Source organism: Amycolatopsis sp. cmx-4-83, assembly GCF_046548815.1.
In the GTDB taxonomy this organism is placed as follows: domain Bacteria; phylum Actinomycetota; class Actinomycetes; order Mycobacteriales; family Pseudonocardiaceae; genus Amycolatopsis; species Amycolatopsis pretoriensis_A.
On record NZ_JAEBEF010000011.1, the window covers coordinates 231614 to 254461 of the forward strand.

Sequence of the window (22848 nt, forward strand, 5' to 3'; positions counted from 1 at the left end):
CCGACACGGACAGCCGTGAGCACACTCAGCTACCTGTGGTGTCAGCCTGCGTGGCGTTCCTCGGAATCCGCTCTACAGATCCGCCAGGTACTTGCCGCCAAGCTCGACGATGCCGACGACGTCACTCGACTGCACGTAGCCCAAATTGCTCACCTGCTTGCACCTGACGGCGAATCAGGGCTCGAACTCGTCCGCGACCACCTCCTGCGTGAACAGAACCCTCTGGTCTCGGCGTTGCTGGCTCGAGAGCTGTTCAGGTACGTGGAGAAAGACGCGCCGGAAGTCGATGCGATCCTGCGGACGCTTATAGGTCAAGAACCCTGGTCCACGCTCCTGAACGGAACTGAGGATGGGCCAGACGTGCGAGAACCACTCGAGCTCCTCGCCGAACTCGCGCTGGTCCTGTCGATCCGGTACCGGACCCCCGCGGCTGAGGAACTGGCTCGGACGTGGATGGCTGAACCGACCACTACCGCAGCAGCCGCAACTGCTCTGCTCCTTCTCCGGGCATGGCTGGAGCTGCCGACGGAGCGCCAGCAAGATCGGGAGAGAGCATTTGACTTGCTCGACACCGCAATCAGCTCGCTGACTAGCTTGCGCCCCACCACGACTGATCCCGATCTTCTAGGTCGCCTCTACATCACTGCCGACCTCGTCGCTCGTACCGTGAACTTCGCTTCGGAGAACAGTTGCAAAAGCGGCCCCATCGAACCGCAATTTGCGGCTAGAGCGCTGCCCTCGCTGGCCGGGCTCGCCGAGTTCAAACACCCTTCGATCACCCACTCGGTGATCGAAGCCCTGGGCCATCTCGCTCCGGCTGACCCGTCGGGCGCGTTCCGGGTTGCTGCGGCAGCAGTCAGCACCGGTGATAGCTACACATACGATCAAGTCGCAGCGTCGGCAACCACTACACTTATCGAACGCTACTTGTCCGAATTTCGCGGCGACGTCATCGCAGACGATGACCTGCTTACTGCAATCCGCTCCGTCTTACACGCCTTCGTTGATGCGGGCTGGGCGGCAGCTATCACTCTCGCCTATCGGCTCAGCGAGGCGTTCCGGTGAATTTGGCGGTGATTGCTAGTCCTAGTTGCCTTGGTTGTCGATGTGCTGCTCCAGGGCAACGCGGGCCTCGGCCAAACGCGCCTCGGCTTTGCGCAAGGACGCGATCATGTCCGCGTTTTGTCGTAGGGTTCCTCGTCCAGTTCGTCGGCATCGTCGTCAACTTGAGTCGACTGCCGCCGCCTCAGCTGTCGCACCCACGTCACCAGCTGCGCATTGTCGTCGTCGACTAGGTGCTCCGCTGCGCGAACCCATTCGGCCTCCTATCGATGGCTTCCTCGGAGGGACAGTCTCCGGCATGACGGTTACGTGGCGAGTGCGGCTAGCTTCGCGGGATCGTGGAGACGGAGAAGCTGCCCGCCGGAGAGGTGCGGCGGCGCGCTGACGTCGAGCGGTTGACGCGAGAGCTGGGACACGCCGAGCAGGAGCGGGACCGAGCGCAGAAGAAGGTCGACGCCGCAGCCCGGCGAGTCGGCAAGATCCAGCGCGAGCTCGCGGAGTTTGAGAAACAGGTTTTGCTGGCTGGTAGGTGACTCAGCGGGCGCGGTAGTAGCCCTTGTGGGTATTGCGGTTGATGAACTCGACCAGGTGCTCACGGGAGATGTACTTACGGGTGCCGAGCAAGACATGGTCAATGTCGCCGTGGTTGACCATCTGGTACAAGGTCGAGTAGCTCAGGCCGAGGGCCTTGCCGGCGTCTTTGAGGCTGAGCAGCAGCGGGCCGTCGTCCGCGAGCGAGGTGGGTTTGATGACGGTGTTTTGTTCGGCTTCGATGACGTCGAGTTCGGTGCCGGTAGTTTTCCAGGAGCCGAGATAGCCGTAGGGCCGCTCGACCTCCTCCTGCACTTTGGCGGCGGCGTCTTCCTCGCTGGTCGCGCGGACGAACCGTTCGGCAACCTGGACGCGGGTGACGACGACTTTGTAGCGCATAAAGGTCTCCTGGATGGTCCGCGCTGTGTATTTGACGGGCTGCTTGAGGCGGCGTTCGACGCGTTGCATCGCGCGGGCTGTGGTGTCGGGCACGGGGTGGTCGGCGCGCCGTTGACCGCGGCCGAGCGGCATCGTCGGCAGGTCGGCCGCGGTGGCGTGGTTGGCGATGGCCGGCGGGTAGCGGCCGTGGTCGAGGTAGTAGCGGCCGCGGTCGGTGATCGCCACAGTCCAGGTCTTGTGTTTGCGGCTAATCGTGGCCAGGCCGCGACTTTGCAGGGCTCGGATGGTGATTTTATGGCTGTGGTCGGGCCAGTCGCGGTTGGGGCATCCGTCACTGAGCCAGCGCAGGAGCTCAATCTGGTGGGGGGTCAGCCGGTGTGGCACGGCCGTAGTCCATCAGGCCAACGGCCGCAGCGGGTTCTTTTTGCGCGCGAGTACCAAAAAGGGTGACATGTGCCCGACGAGACGTCGAACATACATTCGTCGCGGCTGTCCTCGCCGGTGGAAGTATTGCTCCGTGCTGTGTTGACTGCGATCAGTCGACCCTGGCAGCTGGATTGGCAGCGCCGCTCACATGTTTGGTGCGGATTCGCTGACCTTGCCCCGCTTGATTGAGCCTGGGTGGTGCTGCCGATGGAGTCAACGCGGCTCGGACGAGGGGGCGACGAGGCAGAGCGGACACTCCGGTCCAAGATGCTGATTAAGCAGCAGCACGAGCTGCCTCCCGTCGAGCGGCTCAAGCTGGGTGTTGCACGGGCCGCGATCAGTGAACACGCGACGGCAGGGTGGCTGGTCAGGACTCGCGCTCGGCGGCAGGCACGGCAGCCGTGGGGTCGGCTGGGGGCGGGTGCAGCCGGACGGCTCCGGTGACGTCGACGAAGCGGTAATCGCGTTCTTCGTCGGGCGTCATCGCGATGAAGTGCAACGGCGGCAGGTTCCCTTCCCACGAACGTGCAGTGTACAGCTCGGTGACGTGTTGGGGGTCGATGTAGACGATTAGCACGTCGAGATCGCGGGGTCGCTCTGTGCGGAGCATAGAGCCGAAGACCCAGAGTTGCAGGTCTGGGAACCGCGTGGCGCACGCGCATAGCACGGCGAGGATTGGCCAACGACGCGTTAGGTCCATGGCTGGCGCAGGGTGCGGACGAATTCGTTCATAGTGAGGAGCTTGACGCCGGTGTCACGGGCTGAAGCGGATACGCGATTGCTGAAACCCTGGACGTTGGGACTGGTCGCGATGTACGCGTCAAGCGCGGGGTGCTGGATTACCGCGTTGGTGAATGCGTGATCGGTGACTTCGTATGCCTCGCTGGTGACAATTGTGAGAGAGCGGAGCCCGCCGGAGCGTTTGAGCACCCAGAGGTTGTGGCCCTTACGCAGTACGCGAGTGACAGCTGGGGGGCGTGTGATGCGGCTGCGCACGTATTTAGCCTCGCGCTCCTCGTAGGTACCGATGTCGTTGCATTCGTGGAGCGCGCTGTTCAGATCGCTGAGGCTGCCGATGGCTAAGCGGCGCTCGCGAACGAATTCGTAGGTCCCGGCGTGGATGTCTTGGCTGCTGGGAAAGATGATGATCATCTGTGTTTGGGGTAGCTCGTGAAGCGCTCGGACTACCACCGCGGTGGTGATGACTTCGATGGTGGAGCGTTCGCAGCAGTACGCGACGGCGTCAGGTCGTCCGGGACGCGTGACGACTAGGCCGTTGTCGCCAATTGGCACGACGACGCGCTTGTCGATGCTGCGCTGCGGATCTGTGCGGATCTGCTGGACCACCCAGTCGCGACTATTCACTGCTCGTCCTCGAGGATTGTGGCCATCTCGAGAGGGAACCGCGTCGAGCCAGCGGTCCAGTTGCCGTCGAGGTGACGTTCTTCAAATTCCTGGGCGTGGATCGCCCACGTGTGAAATGTGGCTTTCTCCTGCGCGGTGAGCAGCTGACGGTTGGCGTGTAGCACTCGCTGGAGCTGCTGGTTGTTGGGGATGATCGTCGTGGCAACGTGTCGCTGCCATTGGTCGGCGCGGTCGTCGTCGAAGACCCCAGTGCGTGGGCCGTAGCGGTCGAAGATTGCCCTGTTGGCTTCGAGTAGCGGTTCGACGTGGACGCGGGCTTCGGCCCGTGTGTCGAATACGGGGGTGCCGAACGCCTCGGCGCGTGCCTTCTGGCTGCGCTGCTTCCACTCGCGCAGCAGGGTGGCGGGATAAGCGTCTGGCGCTTTGTCGATCATTTTGTGACAGGTTGGGCACAGAAGGAGAATGTTCTCGGGCTGTGCCCGGTCGGGCTCGGTGAGTGCGGGGTCTTCGTCTGCTCGGGGACCGATGCTGCTGGCGGGGATGATGTGGGCGAGCTCGCCTAGGTGAAGACGCTGCTGTTCGATGAGAACGTGCAGGTCAGCGCGGCATTGCGGGTTCTGGCAGTGGCCGCCTGACTCCGACCACAGTAAGTTCTTCGCCGGTGTCGACAGGGGTAGGCGCTTGGTGGTGCTGTCGGCCACCTCAGTACCCTTCCCGTCGGGGTGGGCGGGCGCTGTTTACGCAGGTCAGTGGCGTGTTGTGTGGTGATCGACGCGGACGTGCCGGAGTCTGCGAGGTGGCCATGAAGCGACGCTAGCACCGAGAGTCGAGGTGAGGCGATCGCCGACGAGCCGAGCTGTCGAGGCTGGCAGAGTCGCCGACCTCGACGGTTCGGACTTCCGTTAGCGGGCGCCCACATAGGAGCGGACGGCGGACGAAGTCGTTGGAGCTGCTGGCACTGACGTAGGTGGCCCGCCCGCTGCACGTGGTGTTCGGGATGGTGAAGCAGATGGTGGTGTTTGCCGACGTGCCGGCCGTGCACGGGGTGCCGATGTAGTCGTTGCCGGGGAACAGGTAGAGTTGTCCGCCCTGAACACACGAGTACCGCTGAAGGCTCGCGGGTGCGGCGTTGGCGCTGACGGCGTTACCGAGCAGGATCGCGGCCAGGGTGGTGGTGACAGCGGTTCCGGTGGCGAGTTGGCGCGCTTTCATGGTGATCATTATGACCGCTGTTTGGCCGCTGGGGCGGACTTGCCGCGCCGTGAGAGGGTTTCCTGGTGCCCATTCCACAGCGATTTCGGGATAGTAGAATCCCAGTGAGTCGAGGATCGTGTGGCACCGCGGGCACCGTAGCCGCTGGCCGGCCTCCCGGCGGGAGGGTGTCTCCTGCCATTCGTAGCCGCAATTCGGGTCACGCCACCACAGGTTCCTGCGCGAGTTCGGTGAGACCGTGGCCAAGCGGATCTTTCCGTCTTGTCCGGGTGCCACTGGGCGGCGAGCTCACGGTTGATCCGGTGGGCGACCGGTTCGGCTTGAACTCGTCCCGGCGCTGGAGCGATTTGGACAATTCCCGCACGTCCGACCTGCGGTGCAGTCGATACATGTCGACAGTTATGGCATCGATGGTGAACCATCCGTTGGTGTTGGCGACTCTTTGTCAAGCTATCGGCTGTTCGCGGCCGTTATTCACGAAGCTTTCCGTCCAATTCTTGGCGTGCTGGTCAGGGTGTTTTCGCCCGGCGGCCTAAGGGCAAGCAGGTTGACGTGTAACCGGTAGTCCAGTATGCGAGTTCTGGGGCCGAGGTTGCATTGGTTCGCTATATTGACGAATTACACGGGTATCTCAGGGCCGCTGCAGAAACGCCGGTGGTTTTGGTAGCAATAAGGCAGATTCACTTCGGCGGCCAAATGAACGTGAAGCCTCGGCGCGCGCGTCGAGGCTTGGGTGCGCGAATGTGGCCAAACTGGTACCTGGTAGGCATCCCTGCTGGTTATTGATTTAAATTTGGTTCCTGCAGCCTGAGTGTTGATACTGTCGGCTGCGGAATATCTCCTTGTGACGGTTGCTGGTCCTGAACGGGAACAGTTGACATTTTCAACAGGTTGCATCATTAAAAAGTTGATGTATACTGGGTCAAGATCGGCACCGACTGTCGCCATGATACTTAGCTTGTCAGGCCGAAATGGCTAATCGGAGGGATGTCGTTGTCGTTGTCGGCAAGATCGTCGCACGGTCCTGACGACCGCGAGTTGCTGTATTCCGAGCTTGCGGCGCATGACCGTCTCGGCGAAGTGCTTCGCGAGCAACCCGAGCGGACGTTCATATCGGATTGGAATGGCCACCACCCCTTCGTGCGGCCCTTTCTCGGTGAATTCGCCGACGTGCCAATCGTTGATCTCGGTTGGCTCGGTTCATACAGTCACATGGACGAAGATCTTGATCTGGCTGCGGCGATAGCCGACCTGCATGTGCGCCGATACGGGGAACCATCAGTCACTGCCCGTCGATGTGTGCCGGGCGCTGGCGCGACTAGCTTCCTGACCACGTTGTTGATGTACCAGTTCCTCAACGGTGTCACTGAGCTCGCCTACCTTCCACCGGTCTATTACAATGCAGGCTGGTGGATCCGAAAGTTGGGCTTCGCCGTGCGTCGGGTGGCTTCGGACGTCGACTTCGCCGAGGATGTGTGCTTGACGCTTCCATCGGACCGCTGCTTGCTGTGGCTGACTGATCCGGTGTGGTTCGCCGGTGTGCCAGTCCGTCACGAGACGGTGAACGCCATCGCGGACTGGCAGCAACGAACCGGTTCGACGGTAATCGTGGACGGCACATTCCAGTACATGGGATGGGATGGCGCGAATCCGGAGGCGACCGAGCGACTGGATCCTGACCTAACATTCAGGCTTGTCTGCCCGACCAAAACGTTGGCGCTGCATGGGTTTCGGTTCGCTTACGCCATCGTTCCCGAGCAGCATGCCTCAGCGTTCGCGGAGCTGCACGGCAGGTTGCACGGGGCTGCAGGGCTGACGGACCGACGATTCGCCCATCGCGCGGTTGCCGTGTTGGGCACTGACGACGGGGCGTTGCCGCTGATGCGGTTCGCACGTACTCGGTATCTCCGATTACGCGCAACAGGCGCCGTGCCAGACGCCATCGAGCCGTTCAGTGGGTATTTCGCATTCGGCCATCCCGTCGTGGCTGCTGACAGGATCGCTGGGATGGACATTGCTTGCTTCGGCGGGACGGGACATCCGGGGTTCGTGCGGATCAACTTGCTGAACTCGGCGGCTGTGGAGTGCCTGCTGGACCACGGGGCTTAGGCCGTCAGGGCATGACTGGCGGCTAACTGTTGACTGCGTTGGCGGGCTTGGCAAGCATGGAGTTCGCCGATGAGTTGAAAGGCGAACCGATGTGGCAGGGTCGGCGGCGGAGTTGAGCACGTCCGCTGGCCGGCGTCGACAGGATGTGAGCTGATGGTCCGCTCGTCCACCTTCGCAACCGCCGGAATAGGAATGGCCCGCGGGCAGCAGGTCGTCCTCGCCCCAGACGTGCGGATCGAGCCGCTGATCCGACAATGGGCGGCGTGGCTCATGACGCTCGATCCGGTGAACGCCGCCATGTACCTGGTAGGACGCCAGCGTCCGATCCTGCAGTCTTTCCTACGTCACCCAGACCGGCACGTTGCGGCGGCGAAGGACGACCGTACGGCAGGCGGATTGTTCGCCAATCTCAGCGCCCAACAAGGTGGAAATGTTCAGCGGTGGCTTGACGATGGTGAAGTCGCCGATTCTTCCACGCTCGCAGTCGGCGCGGCGCTGCTGGACCTAGTGAAATCTGGTGGTGGGTCGGCCGCATCGGTGCTAAGCGGCGGAGTCGAGCGCGTACACGACCTGGCGGGAGGTGAGTCCAGTCAGTCCATCCGACTACTCCGTCCTGTCCTGCAGCGATCCATCGAGCCGGGTATGGAGAGTGTGGCGGTCTGGCCGGGGGTAGCACGGCCGCACTTCCTCAACACGCCCCGGTTGACCGACGACCAGCGCCTGCTGCACGTGGACTCCGCCTTCGATAGTGACCAACTCGGCGAACTCCTACGCCTGCGGCACTCCCCGGCTCCCATCGAGGTGGCGCTTGCCGCCCTCGGGCTGGACCGGGTGGGTGACCACCCGGCCGTGGCGGCGCTGCTCCGGCCTGTCGAGGCGCCGGCCGTGGAGGGCGAGCACATTGCTCAGACGTGCATCGACTTCTTGGGGCATTGCAGTGTGCTCTTCCGCGACAGCGGCACAAAGCTCCTGGCTGATCCGATCACACCGCCGGTGCAGGACCACGTCGGGCTGCCACAGCGGCTCGATGCAGTGTTGATCTCTCACGGACACCCCGACCACCTCGTTGCCGAAGCGTTGCTGGCACTGCGAGATCGAATCGACCTGGCCCTCGTTCCCGCAACCCGCTCCGACAGCTTCGCGGATCCCAGCCTGCGCGACTGCTTGCTCCGGCTCGGCATACGCAACGTCGTCGAACTCCGACCCTACGATCAGGTCGCGGTCCGGTCCGCCACCGTGACGGCGCTGCCGTTCCAAGGCGAACACGGCGGTCTCGATATCGGAGGCAAGACCACCTGGCATATCCGGATGTCCACCACAACCCTTATTCTCGCTGCCGACTGTGCATGCCAGGAACCGGCAGCGTTCGACGGCGTCGCAGACCAGTTCGGCGCCGTGGACATCCTGCTGACCGCAATGGAACCGCGCGGAGCTCTGGCACGGTGGCTCTATGGTCCACTCGTAGGACGTTCGGGCATCCAGGACCGGCTCGACGGCGCCGACGCTGACGCAGTGTTGCGGTTGGCCGCCGCGGTGGGCGCCCGGCAGGTGGGCATCTACGGCTGCGATGGGCCTAAAGACGCTGGGCACCTGTTCGGTCGGCCGGCTCCGCAAGGCGGAGACGAGCGTACCCTCGACACTAGCGAGCGCGAGGTCGACCGTTTACGGCGCCTTGCCGCCGCCCACAAGCTACCGATTTTCACACTCGACAGGCCCGGCAGAATTACGCCTCCGCCGGGTGAACGGTGACCGGCCGGCTTGTTGGGCCCCCGTATCCGAGGGTGGTCGTCGGTTACAGCGGCTTGCACGGCAGCGCCGAACATCATCGCTGGTCGTTTCCTGGGGCCAGTGCCGCCGAGCAAAGGCATTTCCAGGGATACGACGCCGCGGCTGCGGTGTTCGTCGACGGGCACTTGGTCGCCGCCTGTCAGCAGGAGCGATGGTCCGGGCGCAAATTCGATCATGCGTTCCCCGGTACCGCGGTCCACCAGTGTCTGCGCCTGGCGGGACTGTCGATCACGGACGTCGACGCTGTGGCGCACAATTTCGACCATGGTGGGTTGCGCAAGCTGTACGCGCGCAACCCGCTGGCGGTCGACCGGTACGACGCAGTGCTCGATCCATGCCTGCAGGGCCGTTGGTTCGGTGAGCATTTCGGCCACGTCCCGCCCTTTTTTCCCGTGCGTCACCACATCGCACACGCCACATACGCAGTCGCCGCAGCGGGCCGAGACCGACTGACTGTGGTCATTGCGGACGGCCTGGGTGAGACGGATGCGCTCACTGTCTTCGCCTACCACGATGGTCGGCTGGAACGGGTCCGCTCCTGGCCTTGGCGAGCCTCACTAGGGCTCTACTACAGCCTTGTCACCCAGCACCTCGGATGGCTAGCTAACAGCGACGAGTACAAGGTAATGGGCTTGGCCGCCTATGGCGATCCCGACCGATACAGGCAGATCTTCGACGATGCTGTTGTGCTGCGCGACGACGGCGGAGTCGACGTAACATTTCTCGGCCTGCCTGACGAGCCTGCCCTCCGGGGACTGCATCGCCCGGCCAGCGCTTGGCTCATCGACCACCTCGGCACTACCCGCATGCCAAACGTTTCCGTGGAGCAACGCCACGCCGATGTGGCAGCCGCAGCCCAGCAACGCCTAGAACAAGCTCTCCGACATGTCATCACCGCAGCGGTGACGGAGACCGGAATCGGAGATGTCGCGTTCGGTGGCGGAGTAGCCCTCAACTGTCTGGCCGTCGGACGCCTCGCTGGCCGTGCCTGTGACACCCTGCTGGTGCCACCCGCCCCAGGTGACGACGGCACCGCCATCGGGGCCGCCCTCGCTGTGCTCGATCTCGATGCGGCCAGCGCGTCGTGGCCGCCACTGCCCCTGCTCGGACCGGCACCGAAAGCCCCGATTGCCCTGGCTAATCGCTCAGACCACATTGCCGCTGTCGCTGACCCACAGGTCCGAGCACACGTGGGCGCCCAAGTCTTGGCTGCAGGTGCCGTGGTTGGGTGGGCGCATGGGCCGATGGAGTTTGGACCACGGGCCCTGGGCAACCGCTCGATCTTCGCCGATCCGCGCACGAAAGCCAGCCGAGAGCGGGTCAACCGAGCGATCAAGCAGCGCGAAAATTTCCGCCCATTGGCTCCCGTGGTCAAGGCCGAAGCCGCGCCGCGGTACTTCGATCTCCCCCCGGCGCAACTGCGACACATGACCGCCGTGGCACGCGCGCGGCCGACAGCCTTGCACGACGTGCCAGCAGTAGTGCACGCCGATGGCACGGCCCGAGTCCAGATCGTCCACCGGGCCGAGCATGCCGTTCTATGGCATCTGCTCGACGGGTTCGAGGAGTTGACCGGCGTCCCGGTATTGCTCAACACATCACTCAACATCAACGGTCGGCCAATGGCGTGCACCGCCGAAGACGCTGTCGCGACCTACGAAGCCGGGGCTCTCGACTTGCTGGTGGTCGATAATCACATTCTGGCGACCACGGCATGGCGCCCGCGCGTGATGGACGCCCTGCGGCGGACGGTTACCGGAGCCGAACGCCAGCCGCGCACCAGCCGCGGTGAGGTGTGACCGCAATGGCGGGTACATATCTAATCGGCGGCGGCTGGCCACCTGACCCGCTGCACGACGTGTACGCGGCGTTCGCAGATGAGGTGTCCGATCGCCCAGGCGACTTGGTCTACCTGCTCCAGACTGGCGTCAACCCACGGGGATGGCGTCGTCACTTCCGGGATCTCGGCCTGCCTTCTGCCCGGCAGGTGACGGTGCGGACAGGCAGGGCCGTCCAGCTTGACGATATCGAAGCTGCCGCGGGCGTGTTCGTGTGTGGCGGGGACAACCCCCTGTACCAAGCCGCACTGTCCGAGCACACCCACCCGATACGTGCTTACCTCGCCGAACATGACATCCCGTATGCCGGGTTCTCTGCCGGCGCCGCTGTGGCCGGTGCCGATGCGGTCGTCGGCGGTGCCGTGAGGATCCGACCGGACGGCAGACAGGTACCGGTCGCGCCGAGTGAGCGGGATGAGGGCGTACCGCTCCTTACGATCGTCCCCGGCTTGGGGCTCGTGCCGTTCGGCGTGGACGTCCACGCCACTCAATGGGGGACACTCACCCGGTTAATTCACGCCGTCGCCAGCGGCGTTCTTGACGACGGATGGGGACTGGACGCCCACGCCGCAGTTCGTATCACCCCCGACGGCCGAACCGACATCGTCGGGCCAGGCAACGTCTACCGCGTCCGTCCTACCGGGACCGGCAGCGCCGATGTCAGCGTCGACCGCTGCGTGCAAGTCGAGGTCCTGGCGCCGGGGAAAGGACCTGTCGTGTCACCACGCCTAACGAAGGACAGGAGGGCCTGGCCATGACTAGTGCGGTGCTGCCGTCCCCGCATACGCAGATGCAGTGGTTGTTTGACCATCTTTCGGCCCGAAGCCCGGGCAGCGGCGCGCTAGTCGGAGTGGCGTACGAATGGACCGCCAGCGAAATCTGCGCAGCCGTCGAGGCCTGCGCGGCTGCACTGTGGCCAAGCTTGACCGCCTGCCCAACCGGGGCCCCCGTTGTGCTCAAGGCACCTCGCAGCCGACCAGACGCTGTCGTGGCACTCCTGTCGATCTGGCGGCTCGGCCTCGTGCCCGTGCTGAGCGAAGCGGACTGCACGTGGACACAGGACGGCACGCTGGTCGAACCGCCGATCCTGTCCCCGGCAAGTCCCGCTCGCACTGTGCAAGCGAACGAGACTGCCGAATTCAAGGTTCTTGGGCAACACTGGATGCTCAACGGCACGCCAGTTTCGATGCCCCTGCCGTGCGCCCGGCCTGGGTACATCATCGGCACCAGCGGCACGACAGGCCCATCTGCTCCAGTGCTCAACCACGCCGACGGATTGCAGGGCACGGTCACCGGGCTCGTAGAGCGATACCACCTGAGTGCGAACAGCAGGGCCCTGCTGTTCGCACCATTCGTCTACGACGCCGCGCTGGCCGATCTGCTCCCAGTTCTGCTGGCCGGAGGTGCCGCTGTCTGTTGCGACGACGGGTCATGGCAGCGGCCGTCCGCGCTTGCCGCCCGAATTCGATCAGCCGGCGTGACCCACGCGGTCGTCCCCCCGAGTGTGCTACGCAGCGTGCTGCCTGCCCTGGAAGCCGCCGACATCCGACTCAGAGTGCTGGTCAGTGCTGGAGAGCCGCTTGATCCGGCACTGGCTGATCGACTGACGGCACTCGCGGAAACGGTAGTCAACGCCTACGGACCGTCAGAGGCAGCGATCTGCGTAACCACGTTCGAGGTGGGGCCGGCGGTCGCTGAAAAGATCGACCATGGCGCTGTTCCCGTGTCCGTCCCAGTCGGTCAGCCCCTGCCCGGCGTCGCAGTGCAGGTGATCGACGATGCCGGCACACAGGTCGGTCCGGGTGTGGTCGCGAGGGTCATGGTGCGTGGAGCCAGCGTGGCGCACGGTTACCTCGCTCCGGTGGGCGGCAGGGCTAGGCCTGAGCGGTTTCAGCCGCAAAGTTCGTCATCTGAGCTGTGCCCGCCACAGGTGCTCGACACGGGCGACATCGGGCTGCTGTCCGGCAATGGCGATCTCGTGCTGATGGGGCGCTCAGACGACGAGACTAAGCTGCACGGTCGCAGGATCCGGCTGACCGCGATCGAGGCCGCGCTGCGCATGCTGCCCGACGTTGCCGACGCAGTGGTCGCAGTCCACGAGGACCTTCTGCATTGTCTGTGGGTATCGGCACTGAGCGACACGACCGATTGCGGATCCGCCTATGGCGCAGTCGCCCACGTCGGTCCGCCTGCCCAAGTGGGCTCGCTGCCACCACCCGTGCCTTCTATTTGGTATCGGGTCGCCACCCTGCCAACCACCGCGAGCGACAAAGTCGACCGTGCTGGCGTCCTCAGCCAAATAATGGCGTTGACTCGCTCGCATGTGAGCACGGTTCGACCAGTAACCGAGAGCTCGCTTCGGTCGGACGGCGATGCGGTTGGTGCCGTGATCGAACGGCTGTGGCGACAGCACACGTCCTCACCCGGTGAGTTGGACGAGGACTTCTTTGCCGTTGGCGGTGACTCACTGCGGGCGATGGAGCTGCTCGACGACATTGAGACCGAGACCGGTCGCTACATCGACCTCGCCGACTTCCTAGAGGCACCGACCATGCGCCACCTCGTGACCCTGCTGCATACAGGTGAGCTGGCTAGCTCAAGGCCCAATCCAGCCGGCGGGGAGATGCAGTGAACACGGTCACCCTTACGCCGGCCCAGCGTGACATCTGGGCCGCTCAGCGGTTGGGTCCCCAGGTCGCCCACCACTTGTGCCGGGTGCTCGACCTAACGGGCGCTGGTACACCTGCGGCGCTCCAGGGTGCCGTGGACAGGCTTGTCGCCACCTGGTCAGCGCTAAGGCTAGGAGTAACGGATCAGGGCGGCCAGCCACACCCGTTCGTCAGATCCGAAGCCTCGGTCGTCGTGCATGTGGATCGACTGCCGACAGATGGTGATCTCCCGGCCACTGTAGCTGCGGCCATGGCGGAGCCCTTCGACCTCGGCGAGCCGCCACTCCTACGGGTCTGGCTACTTGAGGGCCAGCGCGACGGCCGGTCCGCGTCCATTCTGGTCGTGGTAGCCCACCATTTGGCCGTGGACGGGGTTGGCTTTAACCATCTGGTGTCGTGCCTCGTCCGAGATTGGGCATGCCATCAGCAGGGAGTGAACGCCGTGGCGGTCCCACCACAAGTTGCCATCGAGCACAGCACCGACATCGACGTGGCGTACTGGACGTCCGAGTTCGGTGGTGCCCTCGAACAGAGTCTGCCTGACCGGGACTGCCGGACACCACCGGGAGGTCGACTCTACCGACGCGACGTGGTCAACGGTGACCTCGATGCGCAGGTGCGAACCTGGGCCCGGCAACACGGGCACAGCCACGCCTCGGTTCTGCTGACCATATTCTCAGCCGCGCTACATCGCTGGTGCGACACCGATGATGTGATCATCACCAGCCAGGCCAGCCTTCGGCGCCGACGGGACGCCAAGATCTCGATGGCGACCACGACGGTGCCATTACGTAGTCGGCTCCACGACGAGGACGCCCCCAGATTCGTTCGCCGGACCCGTGAACGTTTCGTCGCCGCGTTGCGACATCGGGATGAGCCGTTCGCCGACGTCCTCGGCGTACTGCGACCAACCCGGCGGACCGATGGTACGAGCGTGTTCAGCGACTACGAGTTCAACCACATGGTCGCGTGGCGTCCACCTGTGGAGCTCAAGAAGGTCGGTTGGCAGGTCACCGACGTACCGGTGCCTGACCCGGCGACTCAATATGCCGTCACGCTGTCTGTAGTCGACGGTGGGAACCACACCGTGCTTCGCTGGCACGCCGACGGCAGGCGGCTCGACCAGGTCGACCTGGACAGCGTGGCCGCAGTCTTCACCGAACTACTCGGCGCCATAGTCAAGGGAAACGCTGACACGGCCCCGCTGGCGGCACTGCAAGTCGTGGACCAGGCCCAGCATGACGCCCTGCACCGACTGGGAGCCGGCCCTGTCGCAGCGGTGTCGCCGACGACCGTGACTGAGCAATTCCTGAGCCAGCCCGCCACGCGAACGGCTATCCGTCGTGGAGCCGACAGCCTCACCTACCAAGTGTTGGCAGGCATGGCTGGCGGCGTGCAACAGGCGCTGTCCGAGCACGGAGTTGCTGCGGGAGACCGGGTTGCCGTCCACCTGCACCGCGGACCGACATTGGTATCCACGCAGCTGGCGATCTGGGGCCTGTGCGCCGTGTACGTGCCGATCGACATCGCCAACCCCGGAACACGGATACTCCGGATGCTGGACCAAGTCCGACCCAAGGTACTGATCACCGACCAGCAGCTTGATGTCGACGTACGGACGTGGCTTCAGTCGGCCGGGGTGACGGAGTTGGCGGGCGACCAGCCACCCGCAACGCTGGTCGCCCAACCCGCGCCGACCCCAAGGCACCCCGCGTATGTCGTGTTCACGAGCGGGTCGACGGGCGCACCGAAGGGAGTCGAGATCGGGGTCACCGCCATGAACAACCATCTTGAGATGATGCTCGAAATCGGCATCGGTGCTGGCGACTGCGTCGCACAGAACGCGCCCCTCGGCTTCGACGTGCATGTATGGCAGTGCGTGGCGGCACTAACCGTCGGTGCGGCAGTGCGTATCGTTGACGACGCTGAGGCGCGCGACCCCTCGCTGCTGGCGCGTGCCGTGGCCGCCGACCAGATCACCATCCTGGAGGTCGTGCCTTCCCTGCTCGATGTTCTCGCCGCGTTGGCCGCCGCCGGTGCGTTGAACCCGACGATGCTGCGCCCACTGCGGCACCTGCTGCCGACGGGGGAGGCAATGCCGATGGCACTGGCCCGCCGCTTGCTGAAACTGCTCCCCGGAGTCCAGATCACCAACGCGTACGGTCCCGCCGAGGCTGCCGACGATGTAACTCTGCACCGGATTCGTGGCGACGAACCACAACACACAGCACCGCTGGGGCCCGCTGGCCGCAACGTGCACCTCGCCGTGCACGACCGGTGGCAGCGACACCGCCCGCACGGGTATGTAGGTGAGATTGCCGTGGCCGGGCTCTGCGTCGGCAACGGCTACGTCGGACCCGACACCCTGCCGGCCTTCAGCGTCGATCCCTGCGGCGCCGGACCGATGTACCGCACCGGCGACGTCGGCTTTCTCGACGACGGCGGGGTGGTCCATTACCTGGGCCGACGCGACCAGCAGGTCAAGGTGGGCGGTCGGCGGATCGAAATGGGCGAGGTGGAGGCCGCCCTGCGGACCGTAGCCGGGGTCGACGCCGCCGCAGTCGTGTGCGTTCAGCGCCGAGGCCATGCCACTCTGGTCGCCTTCGTGGCGACCGACGCCTCGCCATTGGAGGGTGACCTCAAAGCCGACCTGGCTGCCAGGCTGCCCGCCTACATGGTCCCAGCCAGGGTGCTCGTTGGCCCGGATCTGCCGACAACTGACAACGGCAAGCTCGATCGTCGGACGCTGCAGGAGCGCGCCGCGGCCATCGTCGACACCGATACCGCCCCGACGGATCACACGGACCTTCATGCCTCGGCGGTGGAGGCTTCAACGGTCGAAGCCGTATGGCGAGTCGTGCTTGGGGTCGAAGGAGACCTTGACCGCGGGGCAGGCTTCTTCGCCCTTGGCGGGGACTCCTTCACTGCCCTGGAACTGATTGCCCGCCTTGACGCTCTCGGTGTTACCACTGACCTCGCCACCCTGTACGCCAACCAGTCCCTGGATGCCTTCGAGCGGGCCGTCGCCACGCCGACCACGGTCCTGTCACTACCGGTGCCGACACAGGGCCTCCTGCCGTCCGCAGTGCTCCAGACTGCCACCGCATCGGCGACCACTCGCCCACCAGTTGTGGCTTTCCGGTTCGACCCGTGGATGGTTGACGTGGACACGCTCACTGCGGCACTGAATCGGGTCGTGGCCAAGATCGTCGCACTGCGACTGGCGATCGAGCGGCGCCCTGACGGTCAGTGGCACTACGCGCTGCTGGACCATCCAGCTTTGGTGCCTGTCGTCGAAGCTGACGTCGACGAAGACGGTGTCCTGCTGCACGTCGCAGCGGGCGCGCTCAATGCAACGGCTGGGGTCAACCTCGCAGCCGCGTACTGTCAAAGCGCAGACGGCCGCTTGGAGATCCTGCTCGCCGCCAGCCACGTCGTGGTAGACGTCGCCGCCGTTCCGCAGCTGGTTCACGCCCTCGGGGACGCCTTGAGCGATGACTCGCAGGAAGTTCAGGACGTTATAGCCCATGTCGATGCGCATTCAGGGTTTCTGAACTGGCTCGCAGCCCTCCGCGACGCGGAACTGGCCCGGAAGGCAGCGTCCGACGCCAAGACGGCAGCGGTCGGAGGAAACCCGAGTATCTACAACAGCTCCTCCGACCGGGAGCCGCCGCTATCGGTCACGCAGCTGCAGGTCGAGATTCCGGCCTCGCTGAATCTCGACGACCTCGACGCTGCGGTGCTCACGGCGGCAGTTCTCCTGTCCGGTCAGCCCGCCACCGCAGTCGATGGGATCTGGCGAGAATTCGACGGGCGTCCACTCGTTGCCAACCGTTCTGGTCACATCGAGGTCGGCTGCTACACGTTGTTGACGCCCGCACTGGCCTGGACCGGACTGATCAATCATGTCCGGGAGCTGTCGCCGGCCCAAGCCCTGCCCTTGGTGCGCCACACCAGGGTCACCGGAGTGGACCGTGGCCGCCTGTTCCAGGCGGTTGAGTCTCCGCAGGGTGCCGGCGCTGTGGTCAACACCCTGCATCAACCGATTCGGTTCGGTGCAGCTGCGCTACCGGCAGCTAGGCTGGTGCCAGCAGTCGCCGCTCACAACGCGGTGACGAGCCCGCATCTTGTCCACGTCGACGCCCATCTCGACACCGCAGGGCAGACCCTCACACGGCGGTCAGCGACGCTAACCGTCACATTCCATCCCGCCACGACCGCCCAGTTCCGGCAGGCGTGGATCGACGGGCTGCGCGACTGCGTGACCGACGGGCTGGCCGCCGCCTCGCCGCAATCGGCGTCGGCGGGCACAGTCGCGGTGCCGCCCGGCGCCGAACTGCTGAACCTCAGCCCGGCGTCACTGGAGGACTTGGTGGAAGAGCTGGAGAACCGAACACCGTGACCGCGGCAGCCAAACATAGTATCGAGGCGTTGCTGCCTTGCACGGCGGCGCAGGCCGCCATTGCTGAGGCGAGTCAGGATGCGTACCGGGAACAGACCGTTGTGCGTGTTACAGGACCGTTGGAACCAGGCCGAATGCGGTTGGCATGGGCGCAGGTGCAGCACGATCACCAGGTCACTCGTCTGACGTTGCACCGCCATGACGGTCGCTGGGTCCAGGTCGTCCGGACCGAGGGCCACCCAGCGAGCTGGGCGGTCCACGACCTCCGCCGCATCCCGGCGGCCCAGCGCAGGCTGATCGTCACTGAGTTGACACACACAGCAGCGCAGGCACTCGACGTGCGGGCCGGGCCGCTGCTGCGGCTCGATCTGCTGATCGAATCCGATAATACCGCGCTGCTAGTGCTGACCCACCACCACGCCGCAGCGGACGGCAGCACCATCGGGCTCCTGCTCCAGGCCCTGGCAACCGGATACGCCGGACAGCCCGACCCGCCACGAGTAGATCTCGTGTCGGCTACCCGCCGGCTATGGGCCAGGACGAGCGGCTCTCCGCTCGCAGATTTCGCCGACGACATCGCCGACATGCCCGCGCTGTTGCCGACCTGGCCGGAACCAGTCGGCCTGACCGAACTCGTCACCGAACACCGCACCGTGCCGATCGACATCACCCAGATCAAGTCGGTCGCCGCTACCTATGACGCCACACTCGCAATGGTGGTCCAGGCTGCGCTGCTGGCAGTCCTCGCCCACGGCCGGAGCGAGCCGTCGGCATGCCTTAGCCTGGCAGTCGACCTGCGTGCACTGGTTCCCGAGGCGTTACACACCGGAGGGCTGTTTCTGACCACCCTGCCGATCACCGCGCGGATCGGTCCCACCGACACCGGCCTCACCATCGCCGCGCAGCTCGGACAACGGGGCGGGCACCGGCGGCTCCATCCTGACATCTCGCTGCCGCAGGTGCTGATGGCAGCGTCAGCCGCTGGCCATCAAGGCATGCCGGACACGCTGCTCACCATCCAGGGTTCAACACGCCTGCCGCCCGCGCCACCTGGGCTGTCGTGGCATCGGGTCCGGAGTACCGAGCGCACCGAGTTCGCGTTGAATGTCGACGTCGAGTGGAGCGACGACATCGTGCTGCGGGTGCAGTTCGACCGTGCCCGAGCCCCTGTCCACCAGGTCAGCGAACTGCTTGACCGTGTCGTCGCTGTGCTCACCCAACCGTCCCGACCGGTGGCCACACTGCTGCGCGAGCCTGGATGGCTGCGGATGGTCCGCAGTCAGTCCGAGGTTGGCAGCCCTGAGCTTTCTGACCTGCTCCCTCGGGTCTTGACCACTATCCGGCGAGTCACGCAGGAAGAGGTCGGCCCCGACGACGACCTGCTTCGAGCCGGGCACAGCTCGCTGACTCTGATGTCGATCGTCGTGGGCCTCGCCGAGCAAGGCGTTCCATGCACGGTTGGTGCGCTGCTCGACCAGCCGACCGCGCGGGCGGCGGCGGCATACTCGGCCCAGCGACTGAAGAAGAACCAGGTGCTGACAACAGCAGACGGTATTGCGGCGTCGGCCTTCACCCCGATCGAGGCGGGCCTGCTGGCGCGAACCGACCGCATCGAATGGGGACCACAGCCCATGCACGAGCAGTCGGTCCTGACCTTCGCAGAGGTGCTGGAGCCGATAGCCGCCCGGCAAGCATGGCGGTGGGTCGTCGAACGATACCCAGCGCTAGGGCGCAATTGGAGCGAAACCGTCCAGCTGACAGTGCCGGAGCTGGCCACCGCCAAGGCCGCAGACGCCCACGCCGCTGCCCGCAGCTGGCTCACTGCCCAGCTTGGTACCCCATTCCGGCCTGACGCCCCGCTTCTGCGGGCTGCGTTGTTCGTCGATGCGCGCAGCAGCAGCCTTGCGCTGGCCTTCCACAATGCGTTGCTGGACGGATGGTCATTTCCGACACTGATCCGTGAGCTACAACGGTCCTACGCGGCCGTGGCCGCTGGCACCGAACCTCCTCCGCCGCTGGGGGACGACGGCCACGTGTACCGGAGGTGGCTCGCCGGACGGCAAGACGGTGATCACGAATTCTGGGGTCAGGCGCTGGCCGGATCGGTGTTCCCGCCGCGTTGTGAGACACCACCACCGGGCGAACGGGCCGTCGCACGGTGCCGGCGGGCCCTGCCAGACCTGGCCGCCGTAGCCAGCGAAGTGGGCAGCACCCCAAATATGGTCGCCGCCGCACTTACTGCCGCCGCATTCGCCCACGTTACCGGGCAACCGCCGGACGAACCGCTCGGAGTGCGGGCCTCCGCGCGCCCGACCGAGCTTCCTGGCGCGATGCGCATGGTCGGCCAGTTCACCGCTGAGCTGCCGATGCCCCAGCTCACCAGTACACCCCAGCCGTGGTCGGAGGCGATACGGCACCTTGCCGCTTCCATCGAGGTCGCCCGCCGCCACTCCCATCTCGGTGAAACCGGTATCCGATCCGCCGCAGCATGTCCGCCAGAGGCGGACCTGTACCGCAATCTGCTGGTCGTCGAGGAGTACCTCCCGATCGACGAGTGGGCCGCGCAGGCGGGACCTGATGCCTGGACCCACAGGAACCAGTGGCGCCGGGAGGTGTCTCCCTCGGTCCGGACGCTGTACGTCGAGCCCACCGTCGGCGGATACGACCTGGTGCTGTCCACTTCGGCCCGTGAGAACTCAGCCGATCTGCTTGCCGCCGTCGCCGCCCAAGCGAGCGCCATGCTCGACTCGCCTGCTCGCACCATGCCTACCGTCTTCGGTCTCGCTCCCGCTCTCACCACATCCTGACCCCACCACTTCGGGAGGTCCTGTGCCCGACGAGATCTGCTACATCGACACGCGCACCGTCGCAACCCTGCTCGAAGAAATCGCCGTCGTCGACGTAGTGGAGGAGGCGTTGCGCAGCCACGCGCTCGGACGGACGGTCATGCCCGCCGAGGCATACCTGCGCTGGACCACCGACGACGGGTGGGCCAGGAGTCTCACGTTGCCAGCCGCACTTGGCATGCCAACCGGGACAGCTGGGATCAAGGTGATCAACGGCAACGTGGCTAACCCCGGCAGGGGCGTCGCCCGCGCCAGCGGCCTTGTCCTTCTGTTCGACGTGCTCACGGGGCAGGTGAGGACGGTGATGGCAGCGGCGAACCTTTCGGCGATGCGGACTGCCGCGGTCAGCATCATTGGAGTCCGTCGGCTCGCCCCACGCCCAGTCGAGCACGCGCTGGTGATTGGTGCCGGGCCGATCGGCGCGGCACATGTCCGACTCCTGTGCCAAGAACCCACGGTCCGCACTGTGTGGGTGCATGACCTCGATGGCGATCGGGCTGCTGCGGTCGCGGCTCTCACCAGCGACGTTCGGGTCCGCGTTGATCCGGTCCGGGACCGGGCGTCGGTGATTGGCGACGCTGACGTCATCGTGGCGGCCACCACCAGCGTCAATGCCCACCTGGGGCTCCGGCATATTCGTCCTGGCACGCTAGTGGTCAATGTAGGTCTGGACGACTGTGCGCAAGACCTCCTGCTCGGTGCTGACCACTTGGTGGTGGACAGTTGGGCGCTAGTGGCTGACGACGACAAACGCCTGCTAGGCCAGCTCATCCGCAGCGGGCGGGTGACCGCGGCGGGGGATTCGACGTCGGCAAGGGCAGAGCAGGTGGTTCGAGCTGAACTCGGACAGCTCATTGCAGGTTCGGTGATGGTAAGCCCAAGACAGGACGACCGGGTGGTGCTCAATCCCTTCGGCATGGCCGTGAATGACATCGCCTTGGCAACGGCAGTCGAGCAGTCGGCCGCAGCCAAGGGCTTCGGTCTGCCCTTACCGCGGTAACCGAAGGTCCCACGGCACGTATCGCATCGCGGGCAGCAGGTCCGTATCACTGATCAGCACGTCGCGGTCGGCAAGCCAGTGGTCGTCGTAGATCGTGTTGGCGTACCGGTCAGCGCCGTCGGCGCAGAGGCAGACTACCGTCACATCGTCGGTGGCAGTGGCCAGATAGCGGGCGCATGCGGCGAGGATCGCCCCCGCCGACCCACCCACGCCTACACCGGTCTGGTCCCTTAGCCGGCGCGCGTGGGCGAAGGCTTGTCGGTCGTGGACCCGGGACACAATCACATTATCTGCCAGGGGGAACCCGATCCGTCGACTGCTGCCGATCCCGGTAAGCAAGCGAGGCCCCGGTTCACCTCCAGTGGCCAGCGAACCTATGACATCAACAGCGACCACCGTCGTCTGCGGACTGAGTAAAGCTAGACGTCTGGCGAGCCCGCTCACAGTACCGCCCGTGCCAACAGCAGCGAACACCACGTCTGGAGGCTTGGGGCACTGAGCGAGGAGCTCCGGCGCAGTCTCAGAGTAGTGGGCTAGCGGATTGTCCGGGCTGTCATATTGGTTGGTCCAGACGGCTCCAGGCAAGGAGTCCTGCAACTCGAACACACGCTCCAGGCGGGCAGATAGGTGAGAACCATCGTCGTCACAGCAGTCAACGATGTCGACCCGAGCTGGCGTGGTGGCCAACAGGGCGTGGATCGCCGAGGTGGTCTTGGAGTCGACAACGACGGTGAACGACACACCAAGTTCGGCCGTTAGCAATGCCAACGCGACCGCGAGGTTGCCCGATGAGGACTCCACGACATGACTGCCAGCATGCAGGCGCCTGCAGCGAAGCAAACCCAGCAGCAAGGCCCGGGCCGTGCGCCCTTTCGTTGATCCGGAAGGCGAGCGACCTTCCAACTTGAGCAGCAAGGGGAAGAGCCGAGCTCCCACTTGCACTCCGACCTGCACCATTGGGGTAACATGCTGGCGGTTCAGCGCACGTGCCGCGTGGGCGCGCCATGCCGTGTCAATCAACGGCGGCTCGGAGTCACGCGATCCATAGCACGAGGGCGAAAACCTGGACTTGCGGCGTAGTCCCATCGCCCCGTTCCTCCCCTGCCTGCCAGTGGGGCGCATTCTCTCAGCATCACCCTCCGACCCGCTAGCGGCGCGCTGCGGCGGTCGGCGCTGGGGATGCGCCTGTCAAAAGTGCTGT

16 protein-coding genes and 1 pseudogene are annotated in these 22848 nt (G+C 65.1%); 10 read left to right on the forward strand and 7 right to left on the reverse strand.

Annotated elements, in window-relative coordinates; genetic code table 11:
* Window positions 1–15: 15 nt before the first annotated feature.
* Both ACLJQM_RS33275 and ACLJQM_RS33280 read left to right on the forward strand, forming a co-directional pair.
* Window positions 16–1065 carry a hypothetical protein gene (locus tag ACLJQM_RS33275; RefSeq protein ID WP_410634277.1) on the forward strand — a complete coding sequence of 350 codons (1050 nt, stop codon included), beginning with the start codon at window positions 16–18 and terminating at the stop codon, window positions 1063–1065.
* A gap of 335 nt (window positions 1066–1400) precedes the next feature.
* Window positions 1401–1595 carry a hypothetical protein gene (locus ACLJQM_RS33280; RefSeq protein WP_410634278.1) on the forward strand — a complete coding sequence of 65 codons (195 nt, stop codon included), beginning with the start codon at window positions 1401–1403 and terminating at the stop codon, window positions 1593–1595.
* 1 nt (window position 1596) lies between these two features.
* On the opposite strand, the gene ACLJQM_RS33285 is transcribed toward ACLJQM_RS33280, so the two are convergent.
* The 6 genes and pseudogenes from ACLJQM_RS33285 to ACLJQM_RS33310 all read right to left on the reverse strand — a co-directional run.
* On the reverse strand, window positions 1597–2376 hold the full coding sequence (locus tag ACLJQM_RS33285) for a helix-turn-helix domain-containing protein (protein WP_410634280.1): 780 nt from the start codon (window positions 2374–2376) through the stop codon (window positions 1597–1599).
* A gap of 409 nt (window positions 2377–2785) precedes the next feature.
* Window positions 2786–2995 carry a hypothetical protein gene (locus ACLJQM_RS33290; RefSeq protein ID WP_410634281.1) on the reverse strand — a complete coding sequence of 70 codons (210 nt, stop codon included), beginning with the start codon at window positions 2993–2995 and terminating at the stop codon, window positions 2786–2788.
* A gap of 113 nt (window positions 2996–3108) precedes the next feature.
* Complete coding sequence (locus ACLJQM_RS33295; RefSeq protein ID WP_410634283.1) at window positions 3109–3765, reverse strand: hypothetical protein; 657 nt, start codon at window positions 3763–3765, stop codon at window positions 3109–3111.
* 14 nt (window positions 3766–3779) lie between these two features.
* Entirely contained in the window at window positions 3780–4484 is a 705-nt protein-coding gene (locus ACLJQM_RS33300) for an HNH endonuclease (protein WP_410634285.1), read from the reverse strand.
* Between the two features lie 112 nt (window positions 4485–4596).
* The gene (locus ACLJQM_RS33305) at window positions 4597–4995 is read right to left on the reverse strand and encodes a hypothetical protein (protein ID WP_410634503.1); all 399 of its coding nucleotides are present in this window, start codon (window positions 4993–4995) and stop codon (window positions 4597–4599) included.
* A 135-nt stretch (window positions 4996–5130) separates the two neighbouring features.
* Window positions 5131–5271, reverse strand: a pseudogene (locus ACLJQM_RS33310) (zinc-ribbon domain-containing protein); the annotation flags it as partial.
* 711 nt (window positions 5272–5982) lie between these two features.
* Between ACLJQM_RS33310 and ACLJQM_RS33315 the strand changes: the two are divergent.
* The 8 genes from ACLJQM_RS33315 to ACLJQM_RS33350 all read left to right on the forward strand — a co-directional run bounded on the left by ACLJQM_RS33315 (window position 5983) and on the right by ACLJQM_RS33350 (window position 21647).
* Complete coding sequence (locus ACLJQM_RS33315; protein WP_410634287.1) at window positions 5983–7104, forward strand: aminotransferase class I/II-fold pyridoxal phosphate-dependent enzyme; 1122 nt, start codon at window positions 5983–5985, stop codon at window positions 7102–7104.
* Between the two features lie 153 nt (window positions 7105–7257).
* Window positions 7258–8853, forward strand: a complete 1596-nt coding sequence (locus ACLJQM_RS33320; RefSeq protein WP_410634289.1) for an MBL fold metallo-hydrolase — start codon at window positions 7258–7260, stop codon at window positions 8851–8853.
* 32 nt (window positions 8854–8885) lie between these two features.
* Window positions 8886–10691, forward strand: a complete 1806-nt coding sequence (locus ACLJQM_RS33325; protein WP_410634290.1) for a carbamoyltransferase — start codon at window positions 8886–8888, stop codon at window positions 10689–10691.
* Window positions 10692–10750: 59 nt separating this feature from the next.
* Window positions 10751–11488: a Type 1 glutamine amidotransferase-like domain-containing protein gene (locus ACLJQM_RS33330; protein WP_410634291.1), complete on the forward strand. Its 738-nt coding sequence runs from the start codon at window positions 10751–10753 to the stop codon at window positions 11486–11488.
* A 230-nt stretch (window positions 11489–11718) separates the two neighbouring features.
* Entirely contained in the window at window positions 11719–13362 is a 1644-nt protein-coding gene (locus ACLJQM_RS33335) for a non-ribosomal peptide synthetase (protein WP_410634293.1), read from the forward strand.
* Complete coding sequence (locus ACLJQM_RS33340; protein WP_410634294.1) at window positions 13359–17801, forward strand: AMP-binding protein; 4443 nt, start codon at window positions 13359–13361, stop codon at window positions 17799–17801. Before ACLJQM_RS33335 ends, ACLJQM_RS33340 begins: the two co-directional genes overlap by 4 nt.
* Window positions 17798–20608, forward strand: coding sequence for a condensation domain-containing protein (locus ACLJQM_RS33345; protein ID WP_410634296.1), 2811 nt, complete (start codon window positions 17798–17800; stop codon window positions 20606–20608). The genes ACLJQM_RS33340 and ACLJQM_RS33345 overlap by 4 nt, the downstream gene beginning before the upstream one ends.
* Before the next feature lie 22 nt (window positions 20609–20630).
* Window positions 20631–21647, forward strand: a complete 1017-nt coding sequence (locus tag ACLJQM_RS33350; protein ID WP_410634297.1) for an ornithine cyclodeaminase family protein — start codon at window positions 20631–20633, stop codon at window positions 21645–21647.
* Here ACLJQM_RS33350 and ACLJQM_RS33355 read toward each other — a convergent pair.
* The gene (locus tag ACLJQM_RS33355) at window positions 21636–22769 is read right to left on the reverse strand and encodes a pyridoxal-phosphate dependent enzyme (RefSeq protein ID WP_410634299.1); all 1134 of its coding nucleotides are present in this window, start codon (window positions 22767–22769) and stop codon (window positions 21636–21638) included. The genes ACLJQM_RS33350 and ACLJQM_RS33355 overlap by 12 nt on opposite strands.
* Window positions 22770–22848 lie beyond the last annotated feature (79 nt).